General features: G+C 69.5%; 23 protein-coding genes and 1 tRNA gene. 10 read left to right on the top strand and 14 right to left on the bottom strand.

All coding sequences use genetic code 11. From position 1 onward, the window contains the following. Positions 1-9 precede the first annotated feature (9 nt). Positions 10-423, bottom strand: coding sequence for a class Ib ribonucleoside-diphosphate reductase assembly flavoprotein NrdI (gene nrdI / locus ACZZZB_RS03840; protein WP_064296523.1), 414 nt, complete (start codon positions 421-423; stop codon positions 10-12). An 84-nt stretch (positions 424-507) separates the two neighbouring features. Then, positions 508-741, bottom strand: coding sequence for a glutaredoxin-like protein NrdH (gene nrdH, locus ACZZZB_RS03845; RefSeq protein WP_056007615.1), 234 nt, complete (start codon positions 739-741; stop codon positions 508-510). 353 nt (positions 742-1,094) lie between these two features. On the opposite strand from nrdH, the gene ACZZZB_RS03850 reads away from it, so the two are divergent. Continuing rightward, positions 1,095-2,303 (top strand): MFS transporter, encoded by a 1,209-nt coding sequence (locus ACZZZB_RS03850; RefSeq protein ID WP_079705417.1) that lies wholly within the window; start codon positions 1,095-1,097, stop codon positions 2,301-2,303. Positions 2,304-2,314: 11 nt separating this feature from the next. Here ACZZZB_RS03850 and ACZZZB_RS03855 read toward each other — a convergent pair whose 3' ends face one another. Further along, positions 2,315-2,881, bottom strand: coding sequence for an NADPH-dependent FMN reductase (locus ACZZZB_RS03855; protein WP_124768925.1), 567 nt, complete (start codon positions 2,879-2,881; stop codon positions 2,315-2,317). A 48-nt stretch (positions 2,882-2,929) separates the two neighbouring features. Between ACZZZB_RS03855 and ACZZZB_RS03860 the strand changes: the two genes are divergently transcribed. The 4 genes from ACZZZB_RS03860 to ACZZZB_RS03875 all read left to right on the top strand — a co-directional run bounded on the left by ACZZZB_RS03860 (position 2,930) and on the right by ACZZZB_RS03875 (position 6,893). Further along, the gene (locus tag ACZZZB_RS03860; protein ID WP_124768924.1) at positions 2,930-3,781 is read left to right on the top strand and encodes an aldo/keto reductase; all 852 of its coding nucleotides are present in this window, start codon (positions 2,930-2,932) and stop codon (positions 3,779-3,781) included. Positions 3,782-3,803: 22 nt separating this feature from the next. Then, positions 3,804-4,652, top strand: a complete 849-nt coding sequence (locus tag ACZZZB_RS03865) for an alpha/beta fold hydrolase (RefSeq protein WP_191940715.1) — start codon at positions 3,804-3,806, stop codon at positions 4,650-4,652. Between the two features lie 139 nt (positions 4,653-4,791). After that, positions 4,792-5,706 (top strand): DUF4349 domain-containing protein, encoded by a 915-nt coding sequence (locus ACZZZB_RS03870; RefSeq protein ID WP_079705411.1) that lies wholly within the window; start codon positions 4,792-4,794, stop codon positions 5,704-5,706. Continuing rightward, positions 5,703-6,893, top strand: coding sequence for an acyl-CoA dehydrogenase family protein (locus ACZZZB_RS03875; RefSeq protein ID WP_274499593.1), 1,191 nt, complete (start codon positions 5,703-5,705; stop codon positions 6,891-6,893). The genes ACZZZB_RS03870 and ACZZZB_RS03875 overlap by 4 nt, the downstream gene beginning before the upstream one ends. 50 nt (positions 6,894-6,943) lie before the next feature. On the opposite strand, the gene ACZZZB_RS03880 is transcribed toward ACZZZB_RS03875, so the two are convergent. Then, positions 6,944-7,222, bottom strand: coding sequence for a metal-sensitive transcriptional regulator (locus ACZZZB_RS03880; RefSeq protein WP_064296530.1), 279 nt, complete (start codon positions 7,220-7,222; stop codon positions 6,944-6,946). Positions 7,223-7,305: 83 nt separating this feature from the next. On the opposite strand from ACZZZB_RS03880, the gene ACZZZB_RS03885 reads away from it, so the two are divergent. Next, positions 7,306-8,583, top strand: a complete 1,278-nt coding sequence (locus ACZZZB_RS03885; protein WP_463529043.1) for a DUF445 domain-containing protein — start codon at positions 7,306-7,308, stop codon at positions 8,581-8,583. 12 nt (positions 8,584-8,595) lie between these two features. Here ACZZZB_RS03885 and ACZZZB_RS03890 read toward each other — a convergent pair whose 3' ends face one another. Then, entirely contained in the window at positions 8,596-9,693 is a 1,098-nt protein-coding gene (locus tag ACZZZB_RS03890; RefSeq protein ID WP_463529044.1) for a hypothetical protein, read from the bottom strand. 129 nt (positions 9,694-9,822) lie between these two features. On the opposite strand from ACZZZB_RS03890, the gene ACZZZB_RS03895 reads away from it, so the two are divergent. From ACZZZB_RS03895 to ACZZZB_RS03905, 3 genes are all read left to right on the top strand, one after another. Further along, a complete protein-coding gene (locus ACZZZB_RS03895; RefSeq protein WP_463529045.1) occupies positions 9,823-11,169 on the top strand; it encodes an MFS transporter in 1,347 nt (448 codons plus the stop codon). A gap of 72 nt (positions 11,170-11,241) precedes the next feature. Then, positions 11,242-12,207, top strand: coding sequence for an aldose 1-epimerase family protein (locus ACZZZB_RS03900; protein WP_463529046.1), 966 nt, complete (start codon positions 11,242-11,244; stop codon positions 12,205-12,207). 25 nt (positions 12,208-12,232) lie between these two features. Next, positions 12,233-12,484: a response regulator gene (locus tag ACZZZB_RS03905; RefSeq protein WP_079001938.1), complete on the top strand. Its 252-nt coding sequence runs from the start codon at positions 12,233-12,235 to the stop codon at positions 12,482-12,484. Between the two features lie 62 nt (positions 12,485-12,546). Here ACZZZB_RS03905 and ACZZZB_RS03910 read toward each other — a convergent pair whose 3' ends face one another. Further along, positions 12,547-14,007 carry a serine hydrolase domain-containing protein gene (locus ACZZZB_RS03910; protein WP_463529047.1) on the bottom strand — a complete coding sequence of 487 codons (1,461 nt, stop codon included), beginning with the start codon at positions 14,005-14,007 and terminating at the stop codon, positions 12,547-12,549. A 229-nt stretch (positions 14,008-14,236) separates the two neighbouring features. Here ACZZZB_RS03910 and ACZZZB_RS03915 point away from each other — a divergent pair, with 229 nt between their 5' ends. Then, on the top strand, positions 14,237-15,700 hold the full coding sequence (locus tag ACZZZB_RS03915; protein ID WP_463529048.1) for an MFS transporter: 1,464 nt from the start codon (positions 14,237-14,239) through the stop codon (positions 15,698-15,700). A gap of 13 nt (positions 15,701-15,713) precedes the next feature. Here ACZZZB_RS03915 and ACZZZB_RS03920 read toward each other — a convergent pair whose 3' ends face one another. The 8 genes from ACZZZB_RS03920 to ACZZZB_RS03955 all read right to left on the bottom strand — a co-directional run bounded on the left by ACZZZB_RS03920 (position 15,714) and on the right by ACZZZB_RS03955 (position 23,663). Then, positions 15,714-16,376: a MurR/RpiR family transcriptional regulator gene (locus ACZZZB_RS03920; protein ID WP_197977484.1), complete on the bottom strand. Its 663-nt coding sequence runs from the start codon at positions 16,374-16,376 to the stop codon at positions 15,714-15,716. A gap of 185 nt (positions 16,377-16,561) precedes the next feature. Beyond that, positions 16,562-17,737, bottom strand: coding sequence for a mechanosensitive ion channel family protein (locus ACZZZB_RS03925; RefSeq protein ID WP_086474686.1), 1,176 nt, complete (start codon positions 17,735-17,737; stop codon positions 16,562-16,564). A gap of 384 nt (positions 17,738-18,121) precedes the next feature. Then, complete coding sequence (locus ACZZZB_RS03930; protein ID WP_463529049.1) at positions 18,122-19,393, bottom strand: HNH endonuclease signature motif containing protein; 1,272 nt, start codon at positions 19,391-19,393, stop codon at positions 18,122-18,124. A 316-nt stretch (positions 19,394-19,709) separates the two neighbouring features. Then, entirely contained in the window at positions 19,710-20,885 is a 1,176-nt protein-coding gene (locus tag ACZZZB_RS03935; RefSeq protein WP_463529050.1) for a N(5)-(carboxyethyl)ornithine synthase, read from the bottom strand. Between the two features lie 125 nt (positions 20,886-21,010). Then, positions 21,011-21,087 (bottom strand) — tRNA-Ala (locus ACZZZB_RS03940). A 51-nt stretch (positions 21,088-21,138) separates the two neighbouring features. Continuing rightward, on the bottom strand, positions 21,139-21,786 hold the full coding sequence (locus ACZZZB_RS03945) for a hypothetical protein (protein WP_079705398.1): 648 nt from the start codon (positions 21,784-21,786) through the stop codon (positions 21,139-21,141). Between the two features lie 113 nt (positions 21,787-21,899). After that, on the bottom strand, positions 21,900-22,925 hold the full coding sequence (locus tag ACZZZB_RS03950) for a hypothetical protein (protein ID WP_274499586.1): 1,026 nt from the start codon (positions 22,923-22,925) through the stop codon (positions 21,900-21,902). 84 nt (positions 22,926-23,009) lie between these two features. Further along, the gene (locus ACZZZB_RS03955; RefSeq protein WP_463529051.1) at positions 23,010-23,663 is read right to left on the bottom strand and encodes a GNAT family N-acetyltransferase; all 654 of its coding nucleotides are present in this window, start codon (positions 23,661-23,663) and stop codon (positions 23,010-23,012) included. Positions 23,664-23,672 lie beyond the last annotated feature (9 nt).

The raw sequence follows: 23,672 nt of genomic DNA on the forward strand, positions 1-23,672 counted from the left end.
GTGCGTCGATCACTGAAACTGGCGCTGCTGCCAAAATGATTCCAATCCATTGTGGACGGTGGTGACATCGTCCTGGGTTCCGAAGAGTTCGAAGCGGTACAGGTGCGGGACCTTGCATTTGCTGGCGATCACGTCGCCGGCAAGGCCATAGGCCTCGCCGAAGTTCGTGTTGCCGGCGGCGATGACCCCGCGGATCAGGGAACGGTTGGCCTCCACGTTGAGGAACCGGATCACCTGTTTGGGCACCGCTCCGTCGCCGTTGCCCCCGCCGTAGGTGGGGGTCACGAGGACGTAGGGTGCCGTGGCGTGCACGGCTTCGTCTTTCGCATACAGCGGGATCTGCAACGAGGGCAGGTCGAGCTTCTGCATGAAGCGATGCGTGTTGCCGGAAATGCTGGAGAAGTAGATCAGCCGTGGTTGCACGGGTGGCCTCCTCGTCGACGTCCGGACGGTCGGATGGTGCGGTGCTGCTGGAGCCGGCTCATGATGACGCCTGCGACCGTGGGCTCAAGCCAGACGTGCGGCGAGCTCTTCGATCTTGTCGGGACGGAAGCCCGACCAGTGGTCTTCCTCGGTGATGACGACCGGTGCCTGCAGGTAGCCGAGGGCCTTGACCTGCTCGAGCGCGTTCTCGTCGACCGAGAGGTCGAGGATGTTGTACTCGATGCCCTTGTTGTCGAGTGCGCGGTACGTCGCGGTGCACTGCACGCAACTGGGCTTCGTGTAGACCGTGATTGCCATAGCTCTTCGTGCCTTCCCCTCAAAATCTGGTGATTCCCACGGCGTCCTGCGCCGGGGTTCCAATACTACATATAGATGGCGGTCTTCAGGTCGACCACAAGGGCTAGTAGTTACAGCCCTGTAGTTTTCCACCGGGTTCTCCACCGTTTCGGGCGAGTTATCCACCGGTTCTCCACTGGGTACAACGCTCGTGGGCGACGCGAAAATCCCGGATTGACGGCCTTTTCTCCCCCGTCTGAGGGATATCTATCCACAGGCGAGATTCTCCGCCGCACCTCCGACATCCGTTGTCGGTTTGGGCGTGTCGCGGGCGTGTCGCGCGTGTCGGAACCGGTCCCTAGACTGGTGTCCTTGTGAGCAGCTACCGTGACCTTCTTCGTACCCCCGGCGTCGCCCGGATCATCGCGGCGCAGCTCACTGCACGCTTCCCGTTCGGGATGCTCTCGCTGGCCTTCCTGCTCCACATCGAGCAGGTCACCGGGTCCTACGGGGCCGCCGGGCTCGTCCTGGCCGCGACGAGCATCGGGCAGGCGATCGCCGGGCCTCTCACGAGTCGGTGGATGGGCGTCTGGGGCATCCGCAAGGTGCTCCTCCTCACCCTCGCGGTCTGTGCCGTCTCCGTCACGACCATCGCCCTCGTCACCATGACCGTCCCCGCCTACATGGCGGTCGGATTCGTCGCCGGGCTGAGCACGCCGCCCGTCCAGCCCGCGGTCCGCACCATCTACCCGAAGCTCGTCACCTCCCAGCAGCTCACCCCGCTGTTCTCCCTCGACGCCTCGGCCCAAGAGATCATCTGGGTGCTCGGGCCCGTCGTGACCACCTTCGTGTCCACCCAGGTCGGCACGGTCTGGGGCATCGCCCTGGCGGCGGTGATCATGGTCGTCGGCTGCCTGTGGTTCATCTCCTCACCGGAGGTCGGGCGCGTCCGCATCCCGAGGAGCCGTCGCAAACTCGGACAGGTGCTCAAGCGCCCACCGGTCCTCCTCGCCACCGTCGTCGGCTTCCTCCTCATCGGCGCCTGTTCGGCCGTCGAGGCGGGCGTCGTCGCGACCTTCGGGCACGACGGCCTCGAGGCCGGTATCGTCCTTGCGATCTTCTCGGTCGGCTCGCTGGCCGGCGGCCTCGCCCTCGGACACACCCCGATCGGTCCCTACGCGCTGGCGCGGCGCATCTTCATCGTCTTCGCCGGACTCGCCGTCGCGAGCCTCTTCCTCAACGCCTGGTGGCTGTCGGTCACCCTCTTCATCGCCGGCATCGGCATCGCTCCGGCCCTCGCCGTGCTGTTCGCCATCGTCTCGGCGAGCGTGAAGTTCAGCGACACCGCCGAGGCCTACGGCTGGGTCGGCACCGGCCAGCTCATCGGTGCCGCGATGGGGTCGGCGGCGGCCGGCTTCCTCATCGACGGCTCCGGAGCGGTCGGCGCGTTCTGGGTCGCCGGCGTGTTCGCGCTGTTCGGCTTCGTCATCCCGTGGATCGGTCACCGGTGGCACCCCGACCTCCGCGGCCGCGATGCGAGCCCCATCCCCGATACCGAGCCGATCAACACCCACCCGTCCTGAGCCGCCCTGCTTCAGTCGGCGGCGCGCAGCGGCGCGAGGGCCCCGTCGAGTGCGGCCAGTTCGCCCAGCAGCATCGGGAGCATCGTCGTCTGGCGGTCGTTGGGCGTCAACACCCCGTCGGCGATCTGCCGTGAGACGTACGGGATCTCCACGTTCGCACCGGTACTGACGAGGCCGAGTGCCTGCAGGACAGGTCGAAGCGCGACGACACCGCGGGTTCCGCCCGACAGCCCGCCGTAGCTGACGATCCCGACCGGCTTCCGCGCCCACTCGTGCATGAGGTAGTCGAGCGCGTTCTTGAGGGCGGGCGCGTAGCTGTAGTTGTACTCGGGCGTCACGAACACGAAGGCGTCCGTCCGATCGACCCGCTCGCTCCAGGCGATCGTGTGCGGGTGGACGTAGGCGCGCTTCCGCGGGTGCGCGGGCTCGTCCATGAACGGCAACGCCAGCTCCCGGAGATCGACCGCATCGACGGTGAACCGCTCGTCCGCCTCGGCCACACCCGCGACCCAGTCGGCGACGGCACCGCCCACCCGCTCGGGACGGACGCTCCCAGTGACGATCATGAGTTGCGGCATGGGCTCCCTTTCGACGGTGACGGTGGCCCTGTCGAGGATACTGGTGCCATGGCAGACAGCACCCCGACCGTCCCCCTCAACGACGGGCACACGATCCCCCAGCTCGGCTTCGGCGTCTACAAGGTCCCGGACCTGGCCAGCACCGAGATCGTGCAGACGGCGCTGGAGGTCGGGTACCGCCACATCGACACCGCCTCGCTGTACGGCAACGAGCGCGGCACCGGCGTCGCGATCCGCGAGTCGGGCATCCCCCGCGACGAGCTCTTCGTCACGACGAAGGTCTGGAACACCGATCAGGGGTACGAGGAGACGCTGCGCGCGTTCGACACGAGCCTCGACCTCCTCGGCCTCGACCACGTCGACCTGTACCTCATCCACTGGCCGGCCCCGCGCCAGGACCGGTACCGCGAGACCTGGCGCGCGCTCGAGCGGTTGCGGGCCGAGGGACGAACCCGCTCCATCGGCGTCTCGAACTTCCACCGCAGCCATCTCGAACGGCTCCTGGAGTCGGCGGAGGTCACCCCGGCCGTCAACCAGATCGAACTCCACCCGTTCCTCCCCCAGCGGGAGTTGCGCGCCGTCAACGCGGCACACGGCATCGCGACCGAGGCCTGGTCACCACTCGCCCGCGGCCGCTTCTTCACGCCCGCCGCGGACGGATCCGACGCCACCTCCGACCTCGGGGCCATCGCACAGAAGCACGGGCGCACGGTCGCGCAGGTCGTGCTGCGCTGGCACCTGCAGCTCGGCAACATCGTCATCCCCAAGTCGGCCACACCGGCGCGGATCTCGGAGAACTTCGCCGTGTTCGACTTCACCCTCGACGCCGACGACCTGGCCGCCATCTCGGCGCTCGAGAACGGCGAGCGCATCGGCACCGACCCGGACCGGCTCGACTGACGCGAGACCGTAGGCTGAACGCATGACCGAGCCCGTCGTCGACACCGCTTCCAGCCTCGCCGCCCGCACGATCACGCCCGTGGAGCTCCCACGTCACCGCTGGGGTCGCCACGACGCGCCGGCTCGGGCGCTCGTGGTCCACGGACTCGGCAGCAACGGTCCGAGCACCTGGCGCATCTGCGCAGCCCTGGCCGATCGCGGTTGGCTCGTGGAGGCGGTCGACCTCCGCGGCCACGGCGTCGCCCCGCGTGCGTTGGACTACCGGGTCGAGGCCTACGCCGCCGATCTGCTGGCCACCAGGCCGACCCCCGTGCCCGGCGTCGGGCACGCCGCGTGGGACCTCGTCGTCGGACACTCGCTCGGAGGCGCCGCCACGGCGGTCGCCGCCGCAGCCGATCCCCGATGGGCGGCGGCGGTCGTGCTGCTCGACCCCGCCATCGCGCTCGACGACCACGACGCCGAGATCATCCGGGCCAGCCAGGAGGCCGCCTTCGCCGACAACACGATCGCATCCGTCCGCGCGAAGAACCCCGAGTGGCACCCACTCGACGTGGAGATCAAGGTCCAGGCGGTGTCCGAGGCGAGCCGGTGGGCGATCGAGCAGACGAGCGAACAGAACCATCCGTGGGACGTCCGCCCCGCGGCGGCCGCTCTGCGCAACCCGACCTTCGTGATCGCCTCCGACCCTGAGGTGTACAGCCTCTTCCGCGGCGCGCTCGCCGCCGAGGTCCTCGCCAACCGCCAGGTCAGCCTGACGATCGTCCAGGGCGCCGGTCACAACGTGCACCGGGACCGCCCGGCGGAGACCACGAAGGCCATCGGCGATTGGGCCGAGCTGCAACTCGAACAGCGATCGCGTCGCGAGACCTGATCACGACCCGCTTCCCACGGTCCCTGCACCTCCGCGGTGCAGCGGCTCCCTCGGGTGATGCGCGTCGCGAGACCTGATCGTGACCCGCTTCCCAGGGTCCCTGCACCTCCGCGGTGCGGCGGCTCCCTAGGGTGATGCCATGAAGCGCTCCGCAGTGACCCGCACCACCACCGTGTTCGTCTCCGCCGTCCTCGTCGGGCTCGTCCTCTCGGGCTGCTCGGCCGGGTCGAGCACCGAGGCCGGCAGCGACTCGCGAGCTGCGATGCCCGCGCCCGGCCAGGTCGCCGGCGACGCGCAGGTCGGTGTCGACGGCGCTGCCTCCCCCGACCTCACGCAACAGCAGGTGGTCACGACCGGTTCACTCACCGTCACCGCTGACGACCCGATCAGCACCGCGACGGACGCCACCCGGATCGTCACCGAGGCGGGCGGGCGCGTCGACAGCCGCGACGAGACTCCGGGCACCTCCGACCAGGCCGCGCAGGCGACCCTGACGGTCCGCATCCCTGCCGACGACTTCGACGACGTGCTCGCGCAGCTGCAGGCGCTCGGCACGGTGAACAACCTCTCCGTGTCCGCGGTGGACGTCACGGCACAGGCCGCCGACCTCGACGCGCGGGTCACCGCCCTCCAGGCCTCGGTCGACCGACTGCTCGGACTCATGGCGGCTTCGACCACGACGGCCGACCTCCTCGCCGCCGAGACCAGCCTGTCCCAGCGGCAGGCGGAACTGGACGGGCTCGTCGCCCAGCGCGACGCGCTCGCCGATCAGGTCGACTTCTCCTCCGTGTTCGTGAGCTTCGTGGCCCCAGGCGTGGTCGCGCCGGGTGTGCCCACCGACTTCTGGGGCGGCGTGGTCGCCGGGTGGAACGCGCTCGTCGCCGCCGCCTCGGGACTGGTCGTCGTGGTCGGCGTCCTGGTGCCGTGGCTGCTCCCCCTCGCAGTCGTCGCCGCGGTCGTGGTGCTCCTCGTCAGGTCGGGCCGTCGGCGCGCTGCTCGCCGCTCGCAGACACCTGCCACCTCGGCCGGGCCCGATGCGACAATGGACCGGTGACCGCTCAAGCGCAGCACCACCCGTCCGATCGATCGTTCGACCCCGCCTCGATCCTCAGTGACGGGCTCGTCGAGCGCATCCGCGAACGTGCCGCCGTGGCGGACCGCGAGAACGCCTTCTTCGACGAGGACCTCGCCGAGCTGCGAGCGTGCGGCTATCTCCGGGCGTTCGTCCCCGGGGAGTTCGGCGGCCTCGGCCTCGGCCTGAGCGAGGTCACGCTGCTCCAGTCCCGGCTCGCGACCGCCGCCCCGGCGACCGCTCTCGCGATCAACATGCATCTCGTGTGGACGGGGGTCGCGCGACTGCTCCACGCCCGAGGAGACGACTCGCTCCGCTTCGTCCTCGAGGGAGCTGCCGGGGACGAGCTGTACGCGTTCGGGGTCAGCGAAGCGGGCAACGATCTCGTGCTCTTCGGATCCGACACCGAAGCCCGTCCGGGCCCCGACGGTTCCTATCGGTTCCACGGCCGGAAGATCTTCACCTCGCTGTCGCCCGCGTGGACCTGGCTGGGGACGACCGGGCTCGACACGACCTCGGCCGACGGTCCGAAGGTCGTCTACGGCTTCATCGATCGCTCACGCGGCGGTTTCGAGATCCTCGACGACTGGGACACCGTCGGGATGCGCGCCAGCCAGAGCAGGACGACCCTGCTCCAGGGGGCCGAGTCGACGGCGGAGCACATCGTCCGACGCCTCGATCCCGGGCCCAACCCGGACCCCATCGTCTTCGGGATCTTCGCCTGCTTCGAGACCCTCATCGCCGCCGTGTACACGGGCATCGGCGAACGCGCCCTCCGACTCGCGGTCGAGACCGCCCACCGGAAGACGTCGAAGAAGGCCGGAGGTGCGAGCTACGCGGCGGACCCCGACATCCGCCGTCGGATAGCCTCGGCCGCCATCGCGTACGACGGCATGCTGCCACAGCTCGCCGGCATCGCCCGGGACCTCGACGACGGGGTCGACCATGGCGCGCTCTGGTTCCCGAAACTCGTCGGGCTCAAGGTCCGCGCGACGGAGACCGCCCGCGAGGTCGTCGATCAGGCGATCCGGGTCGCCGGCGGCGGCAGCTACTTCGCCGCGAGCGAATTGGGCCGGCTGTATCGCGACGTCCTCGCCGGGATGTTCCATCCCTCCGACGACGAGTCCGCCCACGCAACGGTCGCGAACGCCTGGCTCGGGCCCGCGTGACGGCTCTGCTCGGGCCCGTGCGACGGCTCGGGCCGGCCTGACGGCCCGGCTCAGCCGCGGTTGTTGCTGAGCTCGAAGATCCGCAGGAGCTCGCCGACCGCGGCGTCCTTGCTGTCCCCGCCCTCCTCGAACATCTGCGTGACGTGCGTCAGCAGGTGGTTCTCGACGAGCAGCTTGTTGAGGGACCCCAGCGACTTCTGGATGGCGAGGGACTGCGTGATGATGTCCATGCAGTAGTCCTCGTTCTCGATCATCTTCTCGAGGCCACGCATCTGGCCCTCAAGGATCTTCGTCCGGTGCAGGGCCCGCTTCTTGATGTCTTCGATCACCGGCTCAGGGTACCACCAGGGGGTACGGTGTCCTCCTGCTCCATCGGACCGGAGGACACGGGCGACGAGCCTAGGATGGGCGGATGACGAGCTCCCCCACACTCGAACTCACCGCTGCCGACGCGGACCGCGCGCGAGCCCTGCGCTCGATGAAGCGCCTGGCCACCGGACTGCTCCTCGTCATGGCGGTCATCTTCGCCGTCGCGTTCGCACTCGAGGGACGCTACCCGTGGTTGGCGTACGTCAGGGCCGCTGCGGAAGGCGGCATGGTCGGGGCGCTCGCGGACTGGTTCGCCGTCACCGCCCTCTTCCGGCACCCGCTCGGCATCCCGATCCCCCACACGGCGATCATCCCGAAGCGCAAGGACGAGATCGGCGTCAGCCTCGGCGAGTTCGTGGAGACCAACTTCCTCTCCGAGGAGGTCGTGCGGCAGAAGCTCGCGTCCGTCTCCGTCTCGGAGAAGCTCGGCGGATGGTTGTCCGAGCCCGCGAACGCCGAGCGGGTCACCGCCGAGGGGTCCATCGCGGTGCGGGGTCTGCTGGAGACGCTGTCCGACGACGACGTCCGCGAAGTCATCGAGGCGTTGGCGTCCAAACACCTCATCGACCCGCAGTGGGCCCCGAACATCGGCCGTTGGGTCGAGCACATCGTCGGCGTCGGCGCGCACCACGACGCGGTCGACCTCCTCCTCGACCGCACGGGTGAATGGCTGAGCACGAATCCGAAGGCGTTCGAACGCCTGGTCTCGAGCCGTCTGCCGACCTGGGTGCCGTCCTTCGTCGACCGGCTGGTGGACGACAAGCTCTACCGGGAGGCCGTGTCCTTCGTCCAGGCCGTCCGCGCGGACCCCGAGCACCAGCTCCGTCATGCCCTCGACGGCTACCTCGGCGAGCTCGCGGAGCAACTGCAGCACGACGACGCGACCATCACCCGCTTCGAGAACGCCAAGCACGAGGTCATCGACAGTCCTCGTGTCCGGGAGGTCGCCGGTAAGACCTGGGCGGCCGCGAAGAACGCGTTTCTCGAGGCACTCGACGCCCCCGACAGCGACCTCCGCGTGCGGATCGCCGGCACCATCGCGGACTTCGGCCGGCGACTGTCGACCGACCGGGCGTTCTCCACCCGCGTCGACACCCGCGTCGCGGACGCCCTGTCCTACGTCGTCACCCGCTACCGGCACGACATCGCGAGCATCATCACCGAGACCGTCGAGCGTTGGGACGCCCGGGAGACGACCCAGAAGATCGAGCTGCTCGTGGGACGCGACCTGCAGTTCATCCGCTTGAACGGCACCATCGTCGGCGCGCTCGCCGGCCTCGCGATCTTCACGGTCGCGCAGGCGGTCCTCCGCGCGTTCTGACGCCGGGACCGGTCAGCGCCTCGGGAGCAGCTCCACGGAGATGAGGTTCACGACGTCGTTCGCGAGCAGGTCGAGCGACCCCTGGTCCTTGCACGTGAAGGTGAAGACGACGAGGATCCCCATCTTCGTGAGCGACCGGACGCCCCAGTACGTGCGCTCCCCCGAGGGCTGGGTCCACGACAGGACCCGGAACTCGATGAGGCCCCCACCGCTGTTGTAGTTCAGTTGTTCCGTCGTGCCGTCCGCTTTGACGTAGTCGGCCCCGACGTACTTCGCCATGTAGGCGTCACTCGACTTCTCGTCGTCTCCGACCGCGATCTCGTCAGGCGTCAGCGCGATGTCGCCGAGTCCGACGTCGCACGAGGTCGCCGCGTTCCGATAGATCTCGACGCCGTTCCGGTCCGGACCGATCGCCGCCCAGGACGAGTCCAGGTCGTTCGTCAGGTAGGCCGTCCATTCGGCGGGGACGTCCTGCCCGGCCGCGAAGTCGAGGTCGGGAGGAATGGAGACGTAGGTCTTCGTCGGCTCGGGCGTCGAGTCCGTCTCGGTGGGCGTCGGCGACGCGGTCTTCGTCGGGGTGGCCGAGCGGGTGGGGCTCGGGTCCGCGACCGGTGCGCCACCCTGCGTGAGGACGAGAGCGACGACGGTGATGATCGCCGCCAACACGAGCGGGACACCGACGGCGAGGGCGATGATGAGCCCCGTCCGCTTTCGCTTCGGGGCACCGGGAGGCGGCGGCTGCTGACCGTACCCTGGAGGGCCCTGCGGTGGCTGCTGCTGGTACGGGGTCTGCTGCGGCTGATACGGCTGCTGCGGCTGCCCGCCGGAGGGGTTCTGCTGCCCGCCATACGGGTTCTGCTGGTACGGGTTCTGCTGGTACGGGTTCTGCTGCTGTCCGTGCGGGTTCTGCTGCTGCGGTCCCTGTCCGTACTGCGGCTGCTGCTGCCCGTACGGGTTCTGCTGCTGCGGTCCCTGTGCATACGGCGGCTGCTGCTGTTGGCCGTACGGGTTCTGCTGCTGACCATACGGCTGCTGCGGTTGCTGACCCGCGGGCCATTGCGGCGGGCGACCGTCAGGCTGCTGCGGGTCGGGAGGCGGTGCATCGGTCACGGGAGTGGCCTTTCGACGGAACGGCGGGCGGAGCGGGTGAACTGCCCGGCCGCACGCCTGCAGTTCGTGTCGTCAGCCTATCTGCGACGGACCGGCGCCGGTGGGCACATCCTGCACCAGAATGGTGACGTGTCCACCGCCCCCACCACACCCCGCACCCGCAGCGAGCGCCTCGACGCGCTCCCGTTCACCAAGGCCCACGGGCGACTGCTCGTCGGTTCCGGCGTCGGCTGGGCCCTCGACGCCATGGACGTCGGACTCGTGTCCTTCGTCCTCGCCCAGCTCGCCGTGCAGTGGCAGCTCGGGAACACGGAGCTCTCCTGGATCGCCTCAGCCGGGTTCCTCGGCATGGCCATCGGTGCGACGCTCGGCGGTCTGCTCGCCGACCGGGTCGGTCGACGCCACGTCTTCGCGATCACGCTCCTCGTGTTCGGCATTGCGACGGGGGCTTCGGCCCTGGCCTGGGGACTCGGCGTGCTCATCGTGCTGCGGTTCATCGTCGGCCTCGGACTCGGCGCCGAGCTGCCCGTCGCCTCGACCCTCATGAGCGAGTTCGCCCCGCCACGGATCCGCGGGCGGATCATCGTGTTCCTGGAGGCGTTCTGGGCCATCGGGTGGATCGCCGCCGCCCTCATCGGCTACCTGGTCGTGCCGACGAGTGACGACGGGTGGCGCTGGGCGCTCGCCATCGGCGCGTTGCCCGCGGTCTACGCGGCCATCGTGCGGACGCGACTGCCGGAATCGGTGCGCTTCCTCGAGTCGCGTGGGCGCCACCGCGAGGCAGAAGCCGTCGTCCGTGACTTCGAGGCATCGGCCGGCGTCGCCCACCCGGAAGCCGCCGGCGACACCACCACCGACACCCCCGTGAGCGCCGGCCTCTCCGCCGGCGAGCGCCTCCGTGGGCTGTGGGTGCCCACGCACCGCCGCGACACCGGATCGCTGTGGATCGTGTGGTTCTGCGTCAACTTCTCCTACTACGGTGCGTTCATCTGGATCCCGACGATCCTCGTCGCCTCCGGGTTCTCGCTCGTGCGGTCCTTCGGTTTCACCCTCATCATCACGCTGGCCCAGATCCCCGGCTACGCCGTCTCGGCGTGGTTGATCGAGGCCTGGGGCCGGAAGCAGACGCTCGCGACCTTCCTCGCGGGCTCCGCGGTGTCGGCGGTCCTGTTCGGCACGGCGACGACCGAACCGATGATCATCGTGTTCGGCATGTGCCTGTCCTTCTGCAACCTCGGCGCCTGGGGCGCCCTGTACGCGACGACCCCGGAGCTGTATCCGACGGCGCTCCGTGCGACCGGGGCGGGGTGGGCCGCCGGCATCGGCCGCATCGCCTCGATCATCGCCCCGCTGTCGGTTCCGGTGCTCCTCCTCGCAGGACAGGCCCTGCTCTTCTCCGTGTTCGCCGCCTTCTTCGTCGTCGCCGCGGTCGCCGCACTGTTCCTCTCGGACATGCGCGGCCGCTCGCTCGACTGAGCCGCGTCCCACCGCCCGACCCGCACCGCCAGTCGGCCGGGTCGGTCGGCGTCGATGCGACAGAATGGGGCCGTGACCGAATCCACCAGCGCCGTGTCCCCGTCCGCCTCCGTCGACCGACGTCCGATCTCGGGACGACGGGTCGATCTCGAGCACGGTGCGTACACCGCGTCGATCGCCTCGGTCGGTGCCTCATTGCGGTTCCTGCGGCACGACGGCCGGGACCTCGTCGTCCCGTTCGACGCCGAGGAGGTCCGTCCGGCGTTCCGCGGCGCCATGCTCGCCCCGTGGCCCAACCGCGTCGTCGACGGCCGGTACACCTTCGCGGGCGTCGACCACCAGCTCGCACTCACGGAACCCGCTCGCGGTCACGCCCTCCACGGGCTCGCCGCCTGGTCGGAGTGGGACCTCGTGTCGTCGAGCATGGCGTCGGCAGCGTTCCGTGTGGTCATCGAGGCGCAGGAGGGCTATCCGTTCCGCGTCCAGGTCACCGCGACCTACACGCTCGACGACGACGGACTCCGCACCGACGTCGAGGCGCTGAACCTCGGCGACGTCGACGCACCCTACGGCACCGGACCGCACCCGTACCTCGTCGCGGGTGAGGGCCGTGTCGACGACTGGACGCTCGAACTGCCCGCCGCCGAGGTGCTCACCGTCACGCCGGACCGGCTCATCCCGGTCTCGCTGGAGCCCGTCGACACGGAGGCGACGGAGCACTTCGACTTCCGCGCACCCCGGACCATCGGCGACACCTTCATCGATCACGCGTACACGGCGCTCGATCGCGACGTCGACGGCCGGGTCACGGTGCGCGTGACGACGCCATCCGGCAGCGGCGTCGCCATGCACTGGGGTGACGGTCTGCCCTGGGTCCAGGTGCACACGGCCGATCAGCCCGTCGCGGAGCTGAACCGACTGGGGCTCGCCGTCGAACCGATGACCTGTCCCCCTGACGCCTTCTCGACCGGGACCGATCTCGTCGTCCTGGCTCCCAATACACCACACCGGGTGTCCTGGACCATCGCAGCACTCTGACAGTCGTCGGGGCTAGGCTGGCGACATGTCACAGACTCTTGCGAAACTCACCGGCGGCCCGCTCGACAGCGAGATCATCCCGCTCGAAGACGGTCAGGACGGCGAGCTCGTCCTGCCCTACGGCGAAGGCCAGCTCATCTACCGTCCCGTCGGCGAAGCGACGAACACCGGCGACCACGACGGCCCGACGACGACCGACTACGAGTACGTCGAGTCGACGGAGGACATCTCCCCGACGAACCGTAACGGCAACGGCGACGACGACTCGATCGGCTGAACCGAACCACCCTGTTCCACCTGAACGCCGGTAGCTGAGCCTCAGCTGCCGGCGTTCGGCGTTCACTCGCCCTGGTCGTCGACCGTCACCGTGAAGGTCTGGACCCGGAGCGGAAGCACGGGTGTCATCCGGACCTCCAGGCGGAGGCGCCCCTCCGTCCCCTCGACGAACCAGACCAGGTGGTCCGGCGAATCGCAGATCGGCGTCGCGCGCCCCGAAGCCACCTCGGCGATGCCACCGACGGCGGTGACAGCGGCGTCGACCGCCTCGCGTCGCTCCTCCAGTGGCCGGTCGAGGGCGACGTTCTCAGCGAACAGCGACGTGGCGACGCGGTCGTCCCAGTGCGACAGCAGCCCGGTCGCGGTCATCGACGCCACGAGGGTCTCCGGCCAGGGGCGGATCGCCGGTTCCGGCAGCTCGCCGGAGGCCTGTGCGCCGGCGATCGCCAGCCGCAGGGCCTGTTCGGCGGGCTTCGCCACGGCCGCGTAGCCGGCGTTCTCGAAGGCGACGACGCCGAACCCTGATGTCGGGTGCCACCGCATATGGGCGCTGTAACCGGGGTAGCCGCCCGAGTGCGAGACGAGCGTCCCGAGGTCGGCGTCCTCCTCGACGAAGAGGCCGAAGCCATAGCCGAGCGCGAGTCTCGGCGGCACGCCGTCGAGGGTGGGCCGCGACGGAGCGAGCCGGTGCAACTGCTGCATCTCGCGGCGGCTGGCGCTCGACAGCGGTCCGGTCTCGTCCCCGGTCCAGGCGCCGTCGAGCCAGCGCACCCATCCGATCAGGGTGGAGGCCGAGGCGAAGAGCCCGCCGATCGAGGAGAAGACCCCGGGGCCGGAGAACGGGACCTCGACGAATCGGCCGTCTTCATCGACCGCCCGTTCGCGGCGGACACGATGACCGGTCGCCGTGACCGCCCCGTCGCCTTCGGGGCGCTCGAACACGGCGCCGAGCCCGAGCGGCTCCAGCAGGAGCGAGGTCACCGCATCGATGTAGGAGCCACCGGTCACACGCTCGATGACCTGCCCGAGCAGCGCATAGCCGAGGTTCGAGTAGGAGAACGCCGTCCCGGGTGTCGTGACGCATCGGACGCCGCGCACGAGCAGCCGCCGGAACTCGTCCACGCTGATCGACTCCTGGCGGTCACCCCACGGATCGTCCGTTCCGAGCCCACCCGACATCGTCAGGAGCATCCGCACGGTCGGCCGGACGGCGATCCCGTCAGGGAGCACCGGTGCGAACTCCGGCACGAACCCGTTTACTGGCGCGTCCAGGTCGAGGCGGCCGGCATCGCGGAGGATGAGGAGCACGGCGGCGGTGAAGCTCTTCGTGCAGGAGGCGATGCGGAACAGCGTGTCGGCGTCCGGCACCGGACCGCCCAAGGCGACCCCGCCGAACCCCTGCTCGAACCGGACCCGCTCGCGGTCGAACACGGCGACGTACGATCCCGGGGCGACGCCGGAGGTGATCCGGTCCTGGAAGACCCGCGTGATGTCCGTCTCGGTGCTGTCCTCGACCAGGTGCATGCCGCCTCCTCCTCGACGGCCCTCGGCAGCCGTCCGCGATCTCGTCGCGCTTCGAGCGTACGACCATTCCGCGCCACCGGGCGCCATCGCACGGGGTGCCGGGCGTAGGGTGCTCCTCCGCCAGGACGAAGTCAAGGGGCACCGATCAGCGACGTCCGATGCCCGCCGCGGGAGTAGCGTCATCTCCCGGATCGACCGTCGACGGGACGGCCGTGGAAGGAGTCATTCCATGTCGAACACGTCGACCTCCGGGCGACCTGCCCCGGTGCGGAGCCTCGTCCCCGCCAGGATGGACCGATTGCCGTGGACCCGGTTCCACTGGATGATCGTCGTCGGTCTCGGCTTCTCATGGGTGCTGGACGGTCTCGAGATCCAGATCGTCGCCTCCGCCGGATTCCAGAAGTCGCTGGGGCTGTCGGCGGCGGAGGTCGGACTCCTCGGGACGATCTATCTGCTCGGCCAGGTGACGGGTGCCCTCGTCTTCGGCCGCATGGCGGACCGCCTCGGCCGCAAGAAGCTCTTCATCCTGACCCTCGCGATCTACCTCGTCGCGAGCGGCATCGCGGGCTTGTCCCCCACGTTCTGGTTCCTCGCCATCTTCCGGTTCTTCGCCGGCATGGGCATCGGCGGCGAGTACGCGGCGATCAACTCGGCCATCGACGAGCTCATCCCGTCGAAGTACCGCGGGCACGTCGACATCGCCATCAACGGCACCTACTGGGGTGGCGCCGCCCTCGGATCGGCGGCGAACCTGTTCCTGCTGAACACCGACTACTTCGCCGAGGACATCGGCTGGCGCATCGGGTTCTTCATCGGCCCGGTCCTCGGTCTCGCCATCATCTTCCTGCGCCGCCACATCCCCGAGAGTCCGCGGTGGCTCATGACGCACGGTCGGGAACAGGAGGCGGAGGCCACGGTCGACGACATCGAGGCCACCGTCCGCAAGCAGGGCGGGACGATCGAGCCGGTCGACGAGTCGAAGGCGCTCACGGTGCAGGCCCAGGGCCACATCCCGATCCGGACCATCTTCGGCGTCCTCTTCTCGAAGTACCCGAAGCGCACCTTCGTCGGCCTCGCGATGATGATCACCCAGTCGTTCCTGTACAACGCGATCTTCTTCACCTACGCGCTCGTGCTGCAGAACTTCTACGGCACGAGCCCCTCGTCGACGCAGTACTACTTCTTCCCCTTCGCGATCGGCAACCTGCTCGGCCCACTCCTCCTCGGCAGGCTGTTCGACACCTGGGGTCGTCGCCAGATGATCTTCCTCACCTACGGGGTCTCCGGGGCGGTGCTGGCCGTGTCGGCGGTGCTCTTCAACGCCGGTGCGCTCGACGCGACGACCCAGACGATCTTCTGGTGCGTCTCGTTCTTCTTCGCCTCCGCCGGTGCGTCAAGCGCCTACCTGACCGTGAGCGAGATCTTCCCGCTCGAGCTCCGCAGCCAGGTGATCGGCTACTTCTTCGCGATCGGACAGATCGCGGGTTCGGTCGCGCCTCTGCTCTACGGGATCCTGATCGGTGACGGCACCGACCGCGGGCCGCTCACCGTGGGCTACTTCGTGGGTGCCGGCGTGATGGTCCTCGGCGGGTTGATCGCCCTCATCTTCGGCGTCGACGCCGCGCGGAAGTCCCTCGAGGACATCACGGAACCCCTGTCGATCGTGCGCGAGGGGAAGGGCTCGGGAAGCTGATCCCGGTCCGCGGTCAGTCCTCGTCGGAGACGTAGACCCCGAGCGTCTCGGCGAGGCGCTCCCGCTCCACCGCCCGACGGCCGGCGCCCTTGGCGCTGGCCGTCGTGAGCGTGGCGAGGATGTGCAGGGTGAGCGCGATCCCGATCGAGGAACTCGGGTGGCCGTCCTCGGCACGGCCGAGCACGATCGTCTCGTCGGCGTACGGGGTCAGCGGGGCGTCCGGCGCGTCCGTGATGAGCACGAGGCTGCCTCCCGCCTCGGCGAACGGGACGACGGAGTCGATCGTGTACTTCCGGTACCGCTGCAGCGACACGGCGATCATGACGTCGCTCGTCCGCACGTCGCTGAGGACGTCGAGCGGCCGCACGATGGTGCCGTCGATGAGCGTGACGTTCGCGAGGCCGTAGCTGAGGTCCGCGGCGAGGAGGGACGCGTAGGTGAACGACTTCGACGCCCCGATGAGGAAACGTCGCCGCGCGGAGACGATGAGGGCCGCTGCGCGTTCGAGGGCGCCGTCCGCCTTCGCCGAGGCGAGGGACTCCTCGAACTGCTTCCGTTCCTGTTCGAGGAGCCGGTGCTTCAGGACGGACGCGGAGCGTCGTTCGAGACGCTGCTCCGGGCGTTCGCCGGGGACGGCGGTGTCCTCATCGGTGAGGAAGAGGGTGTCGTCGTTCACGCGCGGTCTCCTTCGCATGCCGTCGCCGGGGTTCGGGCCGGCGCCGTCCGTTCGTGTCGGCAGCAGCACCGACGGCCCGCCGGCAGGTCACCCGGCGAGGTTCCCTTGATGGTAGCGACGGGAAGCGCATACAGGATCTCCGGAACGACAACGATTCGGTGCACACGCGTCCGGTCGGGCGACGGTCAGCGTTCGGGCTCGTCGTCCAGGTCGGGCAGGGTGATCGAGGAGGTGAAGAGGCTCGCGCGCTGCTCGGCCTCGGCACTGCCGCTGAACAGCCCGACCGGCTCGGTGACCGGCCCGCCGCGCTTCGGCACCGGGCGAGGCTCCTGCTCGACCATCTGCACGCGGTTGCGCGGGATCGCCGACGGGTTCTGCGCGAGGATCCACTCGACCATCTGCTCGCGCACGAGGCACCGGAGGTCGAAGAGGGTCGGCGCGTCCACCGCGGTGACGAGGATGCGGATGCGCACGTAGCCGCCGACGGCGTCCGTGACCTGCAGGACCTGTGCCCGGCCGTCCCAGAGGTCGGTGCGGTCGAGGATGCGCTCCAGCTCGGTCCGCATGACCGCGGGGCTCACCCACCAGTCGAGGTCGAACTCGACGGACCCGAGCAGCTCGCTCGTGTTCCGTGTCCAATTCTGGAAGGGCGTGGAGGTGAAGTAGGTGGACGGGAGCACCATGCGGCGATCGTCCCAGATGCCGACGACGACGTAGGTGAGGGTAATCTCCTCGATCCGGCCCCACTCCCCCTCGACGATGACGACGTCGTCGACCCGGATCGCATCGCTGAAGGCGAGCTGGATCCCGGCGAACACGTTCCCGAGGACGGACTGCGCCGCGAGGCCGGCGACGATGCTCACGACCCCGGCGGAGGCCAGCACGCTCGCCCCGACGCCCTGGACGCCGGGGAACGTCAGGAGGATCGACGCGACACCGACGATGACGACGACCGCGATCGCCAGGCGACGGACGAGCGCGAGCTGCGTCTGCATGCGGCGGGCGACCTTGTTGTTCGGGACGTCGATGCGGTACCGGGCCTGGCCGAGCCCGATGACGAAGGCGAGCAGCGCGGCGACCAGCCACGTCGCTGCGGCGATGACGGCGATCCGGAAGGTCTGGTCGATGAACCCACGGGCGGTCTCATCGGGAAGCGTCGCCGCCACCGCGGGCCACACGGCGACCAGGATCACGAGGGCTCGGAAGGGGTGCCTGGCACTCCCGGCGAGCGCGCCCGGCCAGTCGCTCCGCCGCGCCGCCATCCGGAAGGAGACCGACACGATCACGATGACGACGAGAGCTGCGATCAGCGCTATCCCGGCCGCTGCGGCGACACCCCACCAGCTCTGCCATACGAACATCCTTGCCTCCTCGAGCCGGTCGTGCACCATGTGTTCCTCCGCCGACCGATGCCGTACGGCGCAAGCGTCCAGCGTAGGGGCGGGTGCATGCCGCGCTCGACCGCTTGCGCGGCCTGCCACGAACCTCTCAGGCCGTGTTCACGTGCCTGACGCGCCCCACGTGAACCGAGCGAACCTCCCCGTTCACCGAGGTAACGCGGCCCAGACTGCCCTTCGACAGGCTCAGGGACCGAGACATGGCGGGCAAACCTCTTCCGGTCACTGAGCCTGTCGAAGGGCGGCACAGCTCCGGGACCGCAGCGGTGCGGACAGACGTTTCCCGGTCACTGAGCTTGTCGAAGTGCCCACGAGGAACCCTTCGACAGGCTCAGGGACCGGCGGGGATCAGAACGGCGCGCGATCCGGCTCGGTCCGATACTGCTTCCCGTCAGGCGTCGTCCACTCAAGCACGCCACCGGGTCCGTGGTCGAGGTTCCACCCGGAAAGATGCTTCATCCGGTGGTGATGTCGGCACAGGCAGGCGAGATTGCCGACATCCGTTGCCCCGCCGTCCTCCCAGGCAACCGAATGATCAAGGTCGCAGGCCCTGGCTCGCCTGCCGCAGCCCGGTGCGCGACAGGTGCCGTCCCGGAGGCGGACCGCGCGTTGCAGGTCGGCCGGGACCCGGTACTGATTCCGCCCGACGGAAAGGACCGCACCGGTTTCCGGTTGGACGAGGATCCGGGTGAAGCTCGGGGCGTTCACCGCGATACGTGCTGCGGTCTCCGGGTCGATCGGACCGTAGCCGTCGAGCGTCGCCGGGGCATCGCTGACACCGGCCATGCTCAACGCCGGGACCGTGATCTGCACGGTCGGCTTGATGTGCTCCTGCACCTCGATCGGGTGCGGAAGCACCGGGGTCGACATGACGTCGTCAGGGGTCACGCCGGTGAGCGCGAGCGCCGCGAGGGCATCTGCCTGCAGCTGAGCGCAGGTGCGAGTGTCGCCGGCGTTGCGTGACTCCGCCGCGGCCGCCTCGACGCGCTCCGCGATGCCCTGCGCGATCGGTGCCGTCGTGAAGAGGTGCACCCACGCCATGCCGTCTGCCGCGGGCTCGAACTCGACCCGGCGGTCCGCCTCGGACCGCCGGGCGCGTGCCGTAATGGACTCGGGGTGGAGGCGCTCGCGCAGGACGCGGGCGCGCCTGCGGAGGTTCGCGTTGGTGGACTCTTCCGCGACCGCCAGGACCTCAGTGAGGAACACCGCCCGCCCTGCGGTCGGCACGTCATTGAGTTGGTCGATGATCGTCTGCGCGTGCCGTGCCGAGATGCGCCCGGCCTCGAGCGAGGCCAGCACGGCGGGTGCGTCATTGACGAGCCGTTCCGCGTCGTTCGTCGCCCGCTGGACCGTCCGCTCGGGAGTGCGCGTCGCCATCGCGAGGGCGGCACAGGTCGAGCGGCGGGAAAGCGCCTGCCGCTCCGCGGGCGGGAAGATCGCCGGAACCGTGACGTCTGCGAAGGCGTCCGCGTAGGAGGCGGAACGGGCGAGCAGCCGGGCCTCCTCGGCGTCCAGGGCAGCACGCCGACGCTGAATGTCCGCGTAGTGATCCGAGAACGCCGCGAGGCACGCGGCGTACTCGTCGCTCGCGCGGATCGCGGCGGAGGTGGTCTCGGTCATGGAACCAGTCCACCATGGACCACTGACATTCCAGATGGTGAGTCGTCTCGATTGTGCGAGTTTTCTCGTGGGCCCTTCGACAAGCTCAGGGAGCGGAGGAGGTTGCTCGAGAACCGGAGTGAATGCGCGCGCCCTTCGACAGGCTCAGGGACTGGAGAGGGTCGCTCGGAGACCGGAGCGAGTACGGGTGCACCTCCTCCGGTCACTGAGCCTGTCGAAGTGCCCACGAGAGGCCTCCCGGGTGAGGGCGCCTCCGTCAGCCGTTCAACGACAGGCCCGCCGCGGCCCACTGCTTGAGTGGACTGCCAAGGGCCGATCAGCCCAGCATGACCTCGTGCGGGTACTCGGCCGACCTGTGCTGGAACTCGGTGACCGCCGGGTTGAGGATGACGCCGTCCTGGATCTCGACGGCCCGCTGGACGGTCAGGCTGTCGGCCCAGGCGGCCGGTCCGGCCAGGACGGTGGGCAGGAACGGCAGCAACGCCTCGCTGTTCTCCCAGCTGGACGAGTTCCACAGGAGCGACGGACTGTGGTCGACCGCGTAGTAGTTGATCTCCCCGCGCCCGACGGTGAACATCGGGTCGTCGAACCCGGTGGTACGCGCCCATTCGAAGGCCATGCCCTCGTCGCAGGAGACGTCCACGATGAGGCTCCCGGGCCGGAACGCGCCGAGATCTTCCTCACGGAGGTAGAGCAGTGGTGCGTTGGGGTCCTGCAGCGTGCAGTTGACGACGATGTCGCTCTCGGCCAAGAAGGGTGCGAGCGGGACGCGGCCCTCGTCGGTGATGACCTCGCTGAGGTACGGGCCGTCGTCGTGGTCGAACTGGATCATGCGGGCGGAATGGATGGGCGCCGCGACCGCCGCGACCCGGCGGTTGGTGAGCACGCGCACGTCGTGGATCCCATGGGCGTTGAGCGCGGTCACGGCACCTCGGGCGGTCGCGCCGAACCCGATGACCACGGCGGTCAGGCGACGGCCGTAGCTGCCGGTGGAGCCGCAGAGTTCCAACGCGTGGATCACCGAGCTGTAGCCGGCGAGCTCGTTGTTCTTGTGGAAGACGTGCAACCCGAAGCTGCCGTCGGCGGCCCAATGGTTCATCGCCTCGAAGGCGATCAGTGTGAGTCGTTTGTCGATCGCGAGCTGCGTCAGCGCGGCGTCCTGGACGCAGTGCGGCCAGCCCCAGAGCGTCTGCCCGTCGCGAAGCTCCTGGACGTCCTCGAGCTGCGGTTTCGGCAGGAGGACGACGTCCGCCTGCGCGATGACCTCGGCGCGCGTCGCGAACGAGCGGACGTAGGGCGCGATCTCCTCGTCGGAGACGCCGAACCGGGCACCATAGCCGTGCTCCACGACGATCCGAGACCGGAACTCCTCCGGGATGCGCTCGAAGTGCGCCGGGTGGATCGGCACGCGTCGTTCGTCGGGTTTCAGCGAGGTGCCGATCACCCCGAGGACGGCGTCGTGCTGCAGGGTCGGTTCGGATGCTGCTGGCATGACTGCTCGTCCCGTTCACGGGAACCGAAGCGGCGCCGTGCCCCTGACCGTACAGGACGCGGGCGCTGCCGACGCCCGGAAACGCGACAACCCCGCACCGTGAGGTGCGGGGTTGTCGTTGCAGCTGGTGGACCCAAGGGGATTCGAACCCCTGACCCCCTCGATGCGAACGAGGTGCGCTACCGGACTGCGCCATGGGCCCAACTACTCGTCCAGGCTAGCAGAACCGGCGAGCCGTTTCGAACCGGCCGCGCTAGTCCTCGTAGGGGTTCGGGCCGTCGTCGACCGGCATGCTGCCGTCCTTCGGATTGGCGGCGATGAGGGCAGCGAGGTCGAGATCGCGGAACCAGCGGAGCCGCTGGCTCCGGGCACGCCGATAGTGCTCGTCGACGACCGGCTCGTCGAGGACCCGGTCGAGCTTCGCCTGGATGGCGCGCTCCAGGTCGCCCCACGCACGCTCACGAGCGGATTCCGCGATCGCCGCGACGAACTCCTCGTCCTTGCTCACCCGACGGAGTTCGGCGGCGAGCCCCGAGTACACCTCGCGGCGACGGGACAGGGCGCTCAGGTCACCCGCGCGGTAGTCGTGCTGGTGGCGGGCACTCCCCCGCCGCTGGAACGCCGTCTGGCGCGCCTCCCGTGCGAGGTCGGCGTACTCCTCCTGCTCGTCCGCCATGCGTCCCAGCTCACGCCGGACGGCCGCCTGCGTCGCCTCGGCGTCGTAGGAGGCACCGTCGCGGAGTGCTCGCTCGATGATCCAGTTCGTGACCTCGACCACGGTCCAGGACCGCGCGATGAGGAGGCCTTCCTCGACCGCGTGCTCGACCGGCGGCGGAGCCACCTCAGGGGGCGCGACGTAGGGCTTCATCGGCTTCCGCCGGCTCTTCCGCCACACGCCCATGGTCACCTTTCGCGTTCCAGGGCGTCGACGAGAACCGAGCGACGAACCCCCTCGACGAGTCTATCCGTCGCCGGTGACCGGTTCATGAACGACCGGACGGGCGCGGTCGGGACTCAGCCCGCGGCGCGGCGACGCTGCAACAGGGTGGAGCCGCCGGCGGCGATCTCGCCCTCGTCGATGACACCCATCGAGGCGAAACGACTCGGGGCCGGCTGCGGGTCGACGCGCTCGGGCTGCGGAGCGGCGACGGGCTCCGGACGACGGACGATCGTCGGTACGACCGGCGCGAGACGCTCGGCGCGGGAGGCGATGGCCTCCTGCATGGCCGCCTGGCGTAGGCGATCGTAGGCGTCGGCCTTCGCCAGCTCAGCGGCAGCCGACGAGCCCTCGGAGAGGTGGAGCGGCTTCGGGATGGACGTCGGGGTCCACGTCTGCGCCTGCGACGCCGCCTTGACGGGCTCGTTGTACTCGAAGAGCGCCGACTCGACACGCCTGGTCGTGACTGCGACCGCCGGTACCGGCGCGACGGCACGGTGGGCGATGCGCGACATCCGGGAGAGCGCAGAGAGCGCGAGCAGACCGACGACCGTGGACGAGATACCGAGGACGAGACCGCCACCCGCGAGGAACGCGGTCACGCCGGAGCAGAACCCGATGATGGAGGCGACCAACACGGTGGTCGCGAGCAGTCTGGAGCGACGACGGCTTCGCGCGAGCTTCGCCGCTCGGGCGTTGCGCTGCACGGCACGGGCTGCGGCAGCGGCCGCACGACGAGCATCCTCCGCGGCACGGGCGGCGGCTTCGGCCTGCACAGCCCTGGCCTCCTCCTCGCGGCGGATCCGGTCGGCTTCGGCGAGTTCGACGCGCGCCGCGGCCTCGGCCGTCGCCTTCGTCCTGGCCTCGAGCTGCTTGAGGAGCTTGCGCTGCGCGGCGACCTCACGCGACGTCGCCTCGAGCCGGACGGCCTCCGGGACCTCAGCCGTCTCGGCGAGCACACGGAGCGTCTGCTGCAGCCGGATCGCGTTGCGCTCGCTGGCGGAGAACTGGCTGTCGCGCACCCACGACGGCACCAGGTACACCAGCCACAGCATCGCTGCGACCAGAATGATCACCCCACCGCTCAGGAATCCGCCGTCCATGTCCCTGACCGTAGCGGGTGCAACGACCGGAGACGGGCAGTCGTCGGGTGTGTCCCCGGATAGACGGGGAAAACGGCTACCGGGTCAGCGGGAGGGGAACGGCGACGCGGCCGCGAGACGGTCGGCCTCGGGGATCACGCACGCGTCCTTCGGTACCTGGCCGTCCAACCACCGGTTCAGGACGCCGCCCGGGACTTCTTCGCGGACGAGGCCGAAACAGAAGTGGTCACGCCAGTCGCCGTCGATGTGGATGAAGCGGCGCCGCAGTCCCTCGTACCGGAACCCGAGCTTCTCGACGACCCGCAGGCTCGGAGCGTTCTCGGGCCGGATGCAGATCTCCAGACGATGGAGCTGCAGGGCGGTGAAGCAGTGGTCGGTGGCCAGGGCGGTCGCGATCGGTGTGGCACCCAGACCCGCGAACCGCTGGGAGACCCAGTAGCCGATCGACGCCGAGGCCAGCGATCCGTAGGTGATGCCGGAGACGTTGAGCTGGCCGGCGAACTCCCCGTCGACCTCGATGACGAACGGGAGGCCGGCACCCGAGCGTGCGTGGTTCTGCAGCGACCGGATCGCTGCACGGCTGTCAGCCGGGACCGGGCCGTAGGGGCTCGTCGCCTCCCAGCGGCGCAACCAGGCTCGGTTCTCCGCGAGCTCGCGCTCGAGCGGCCTCGCGTCACGGACCTTGATCGGCCGGATGCTCACTCGCCCACTGCTCAGAACGGGTACGACCTGCGCCACCGTGCCACC

This window comes from Plantibacter sp. AC185 (assembly GCF_979258065.1).

Excerpts from the sequence above, each read along its gene's own strand:
- ACZZZB_RS03885 (WP_463529043.1), top strand. The coding sequence starts at position 7,306 with ATGACGAGCTCCCCCACACTCGAACTCACCGCTGCCGACGCGGACCGC.
- ACZZZB_RS03910 (WP_463529047.1), bottom strand. The coding sequence starts at position 14,007 with ATGCACCTGGTCGAGGACAGCACCGAGACGGACATCACGCGGGTCTTC.
- ACZZZB_RS03905 (WP_079001938.1), top strand. The coding sequence starts at position 12,233 with ATGTCACAGACTCTTGCGAAACTCACCGGCGGCCCGCTCGACAGCGAG.
- ACZZZB_RS03935 (WP_463529050.1), bottom strand. The coding sequence starts at position 20,885 with ATGCCAGCAGCATCCGAACCGACCCTGCAGCACGACGCCGTCCTCGGG.
- ACZZZB_RS03860 (WP_124768924.1), top strand. The coding sequence starts at position 2,930 with ATGGCAGACAGCACCCCGACCGTCCCCCTCAACGACGGGCACACGATC.
- ACZZZB_RS03950 (WP_274499586.1), bottom strand. The coding sequence starts at position 22,925 with ATGGACGGCGGATTCCTGAGCGGTGGGGTGATCATTCTGGTCGCAGCG.
- ACZZZB_RS03930 (WP_463529049.1), bottom strand. The coding sequence starts at position 19,393 with ATGACCGAGACCACCTCCGCCGCGATCCGCGCGAGCGACGAGTACGCC.
- nrdH (WP_056007615.1), bottom strand. The coding sequence starts at position 741 with ATGGCAATCACGGTCTACACGAAGCCCAGTTGCGTGCAGTGCACCGCG.
- ACZZZB_RS03915 (WP_463529048.1), top strand. The coding sequence starts at position 14,237 with ATGTCGAACACGTCGACCTCCGGGCGACCTGCCCCGGTGCGGAGCCTC.
- ACZZZB_RS03855 (WP_124768925.1), bottom strand. The coding sequence starts at position 2,881 with ATGCCGCAACTCATGATCGTCACTGGGAGCGTCCGTCCCGAGCGGGTG.
- ACZZZB_RS03945 (WP_079705398.1), bottom strand. The coding sequence starts at position 21,786 with ATGGGCGTGTGGCGGAAGAGCCGGCGGAAGCCGATGAAGCCCTACGTC.
- ACZZZB_RS03870 (WP_079705411.1), top strand. The coding sequence starts at position 4,792 with ATGAAGCGCTCCGCAGTGACCCGCACCACCACCGTGTTCGTCTCCGCC.
- ACZZZB_RS03865 (WP_191940715.1), top strand. The coding sequence starts at position 3,804 with ATGACCGAGCCCGTCGTCGACACCGCTTCCAGCCTCGCCGCCCGCACG.
- ACZZZB_RS03925 (WP_086474686.1), bottom strand. The coding sequence starts at position 17,737 with ATGTTCGTATGGCAGAGCTGGTGGGGTGTCGCCGCAGCGGCCGGGATA.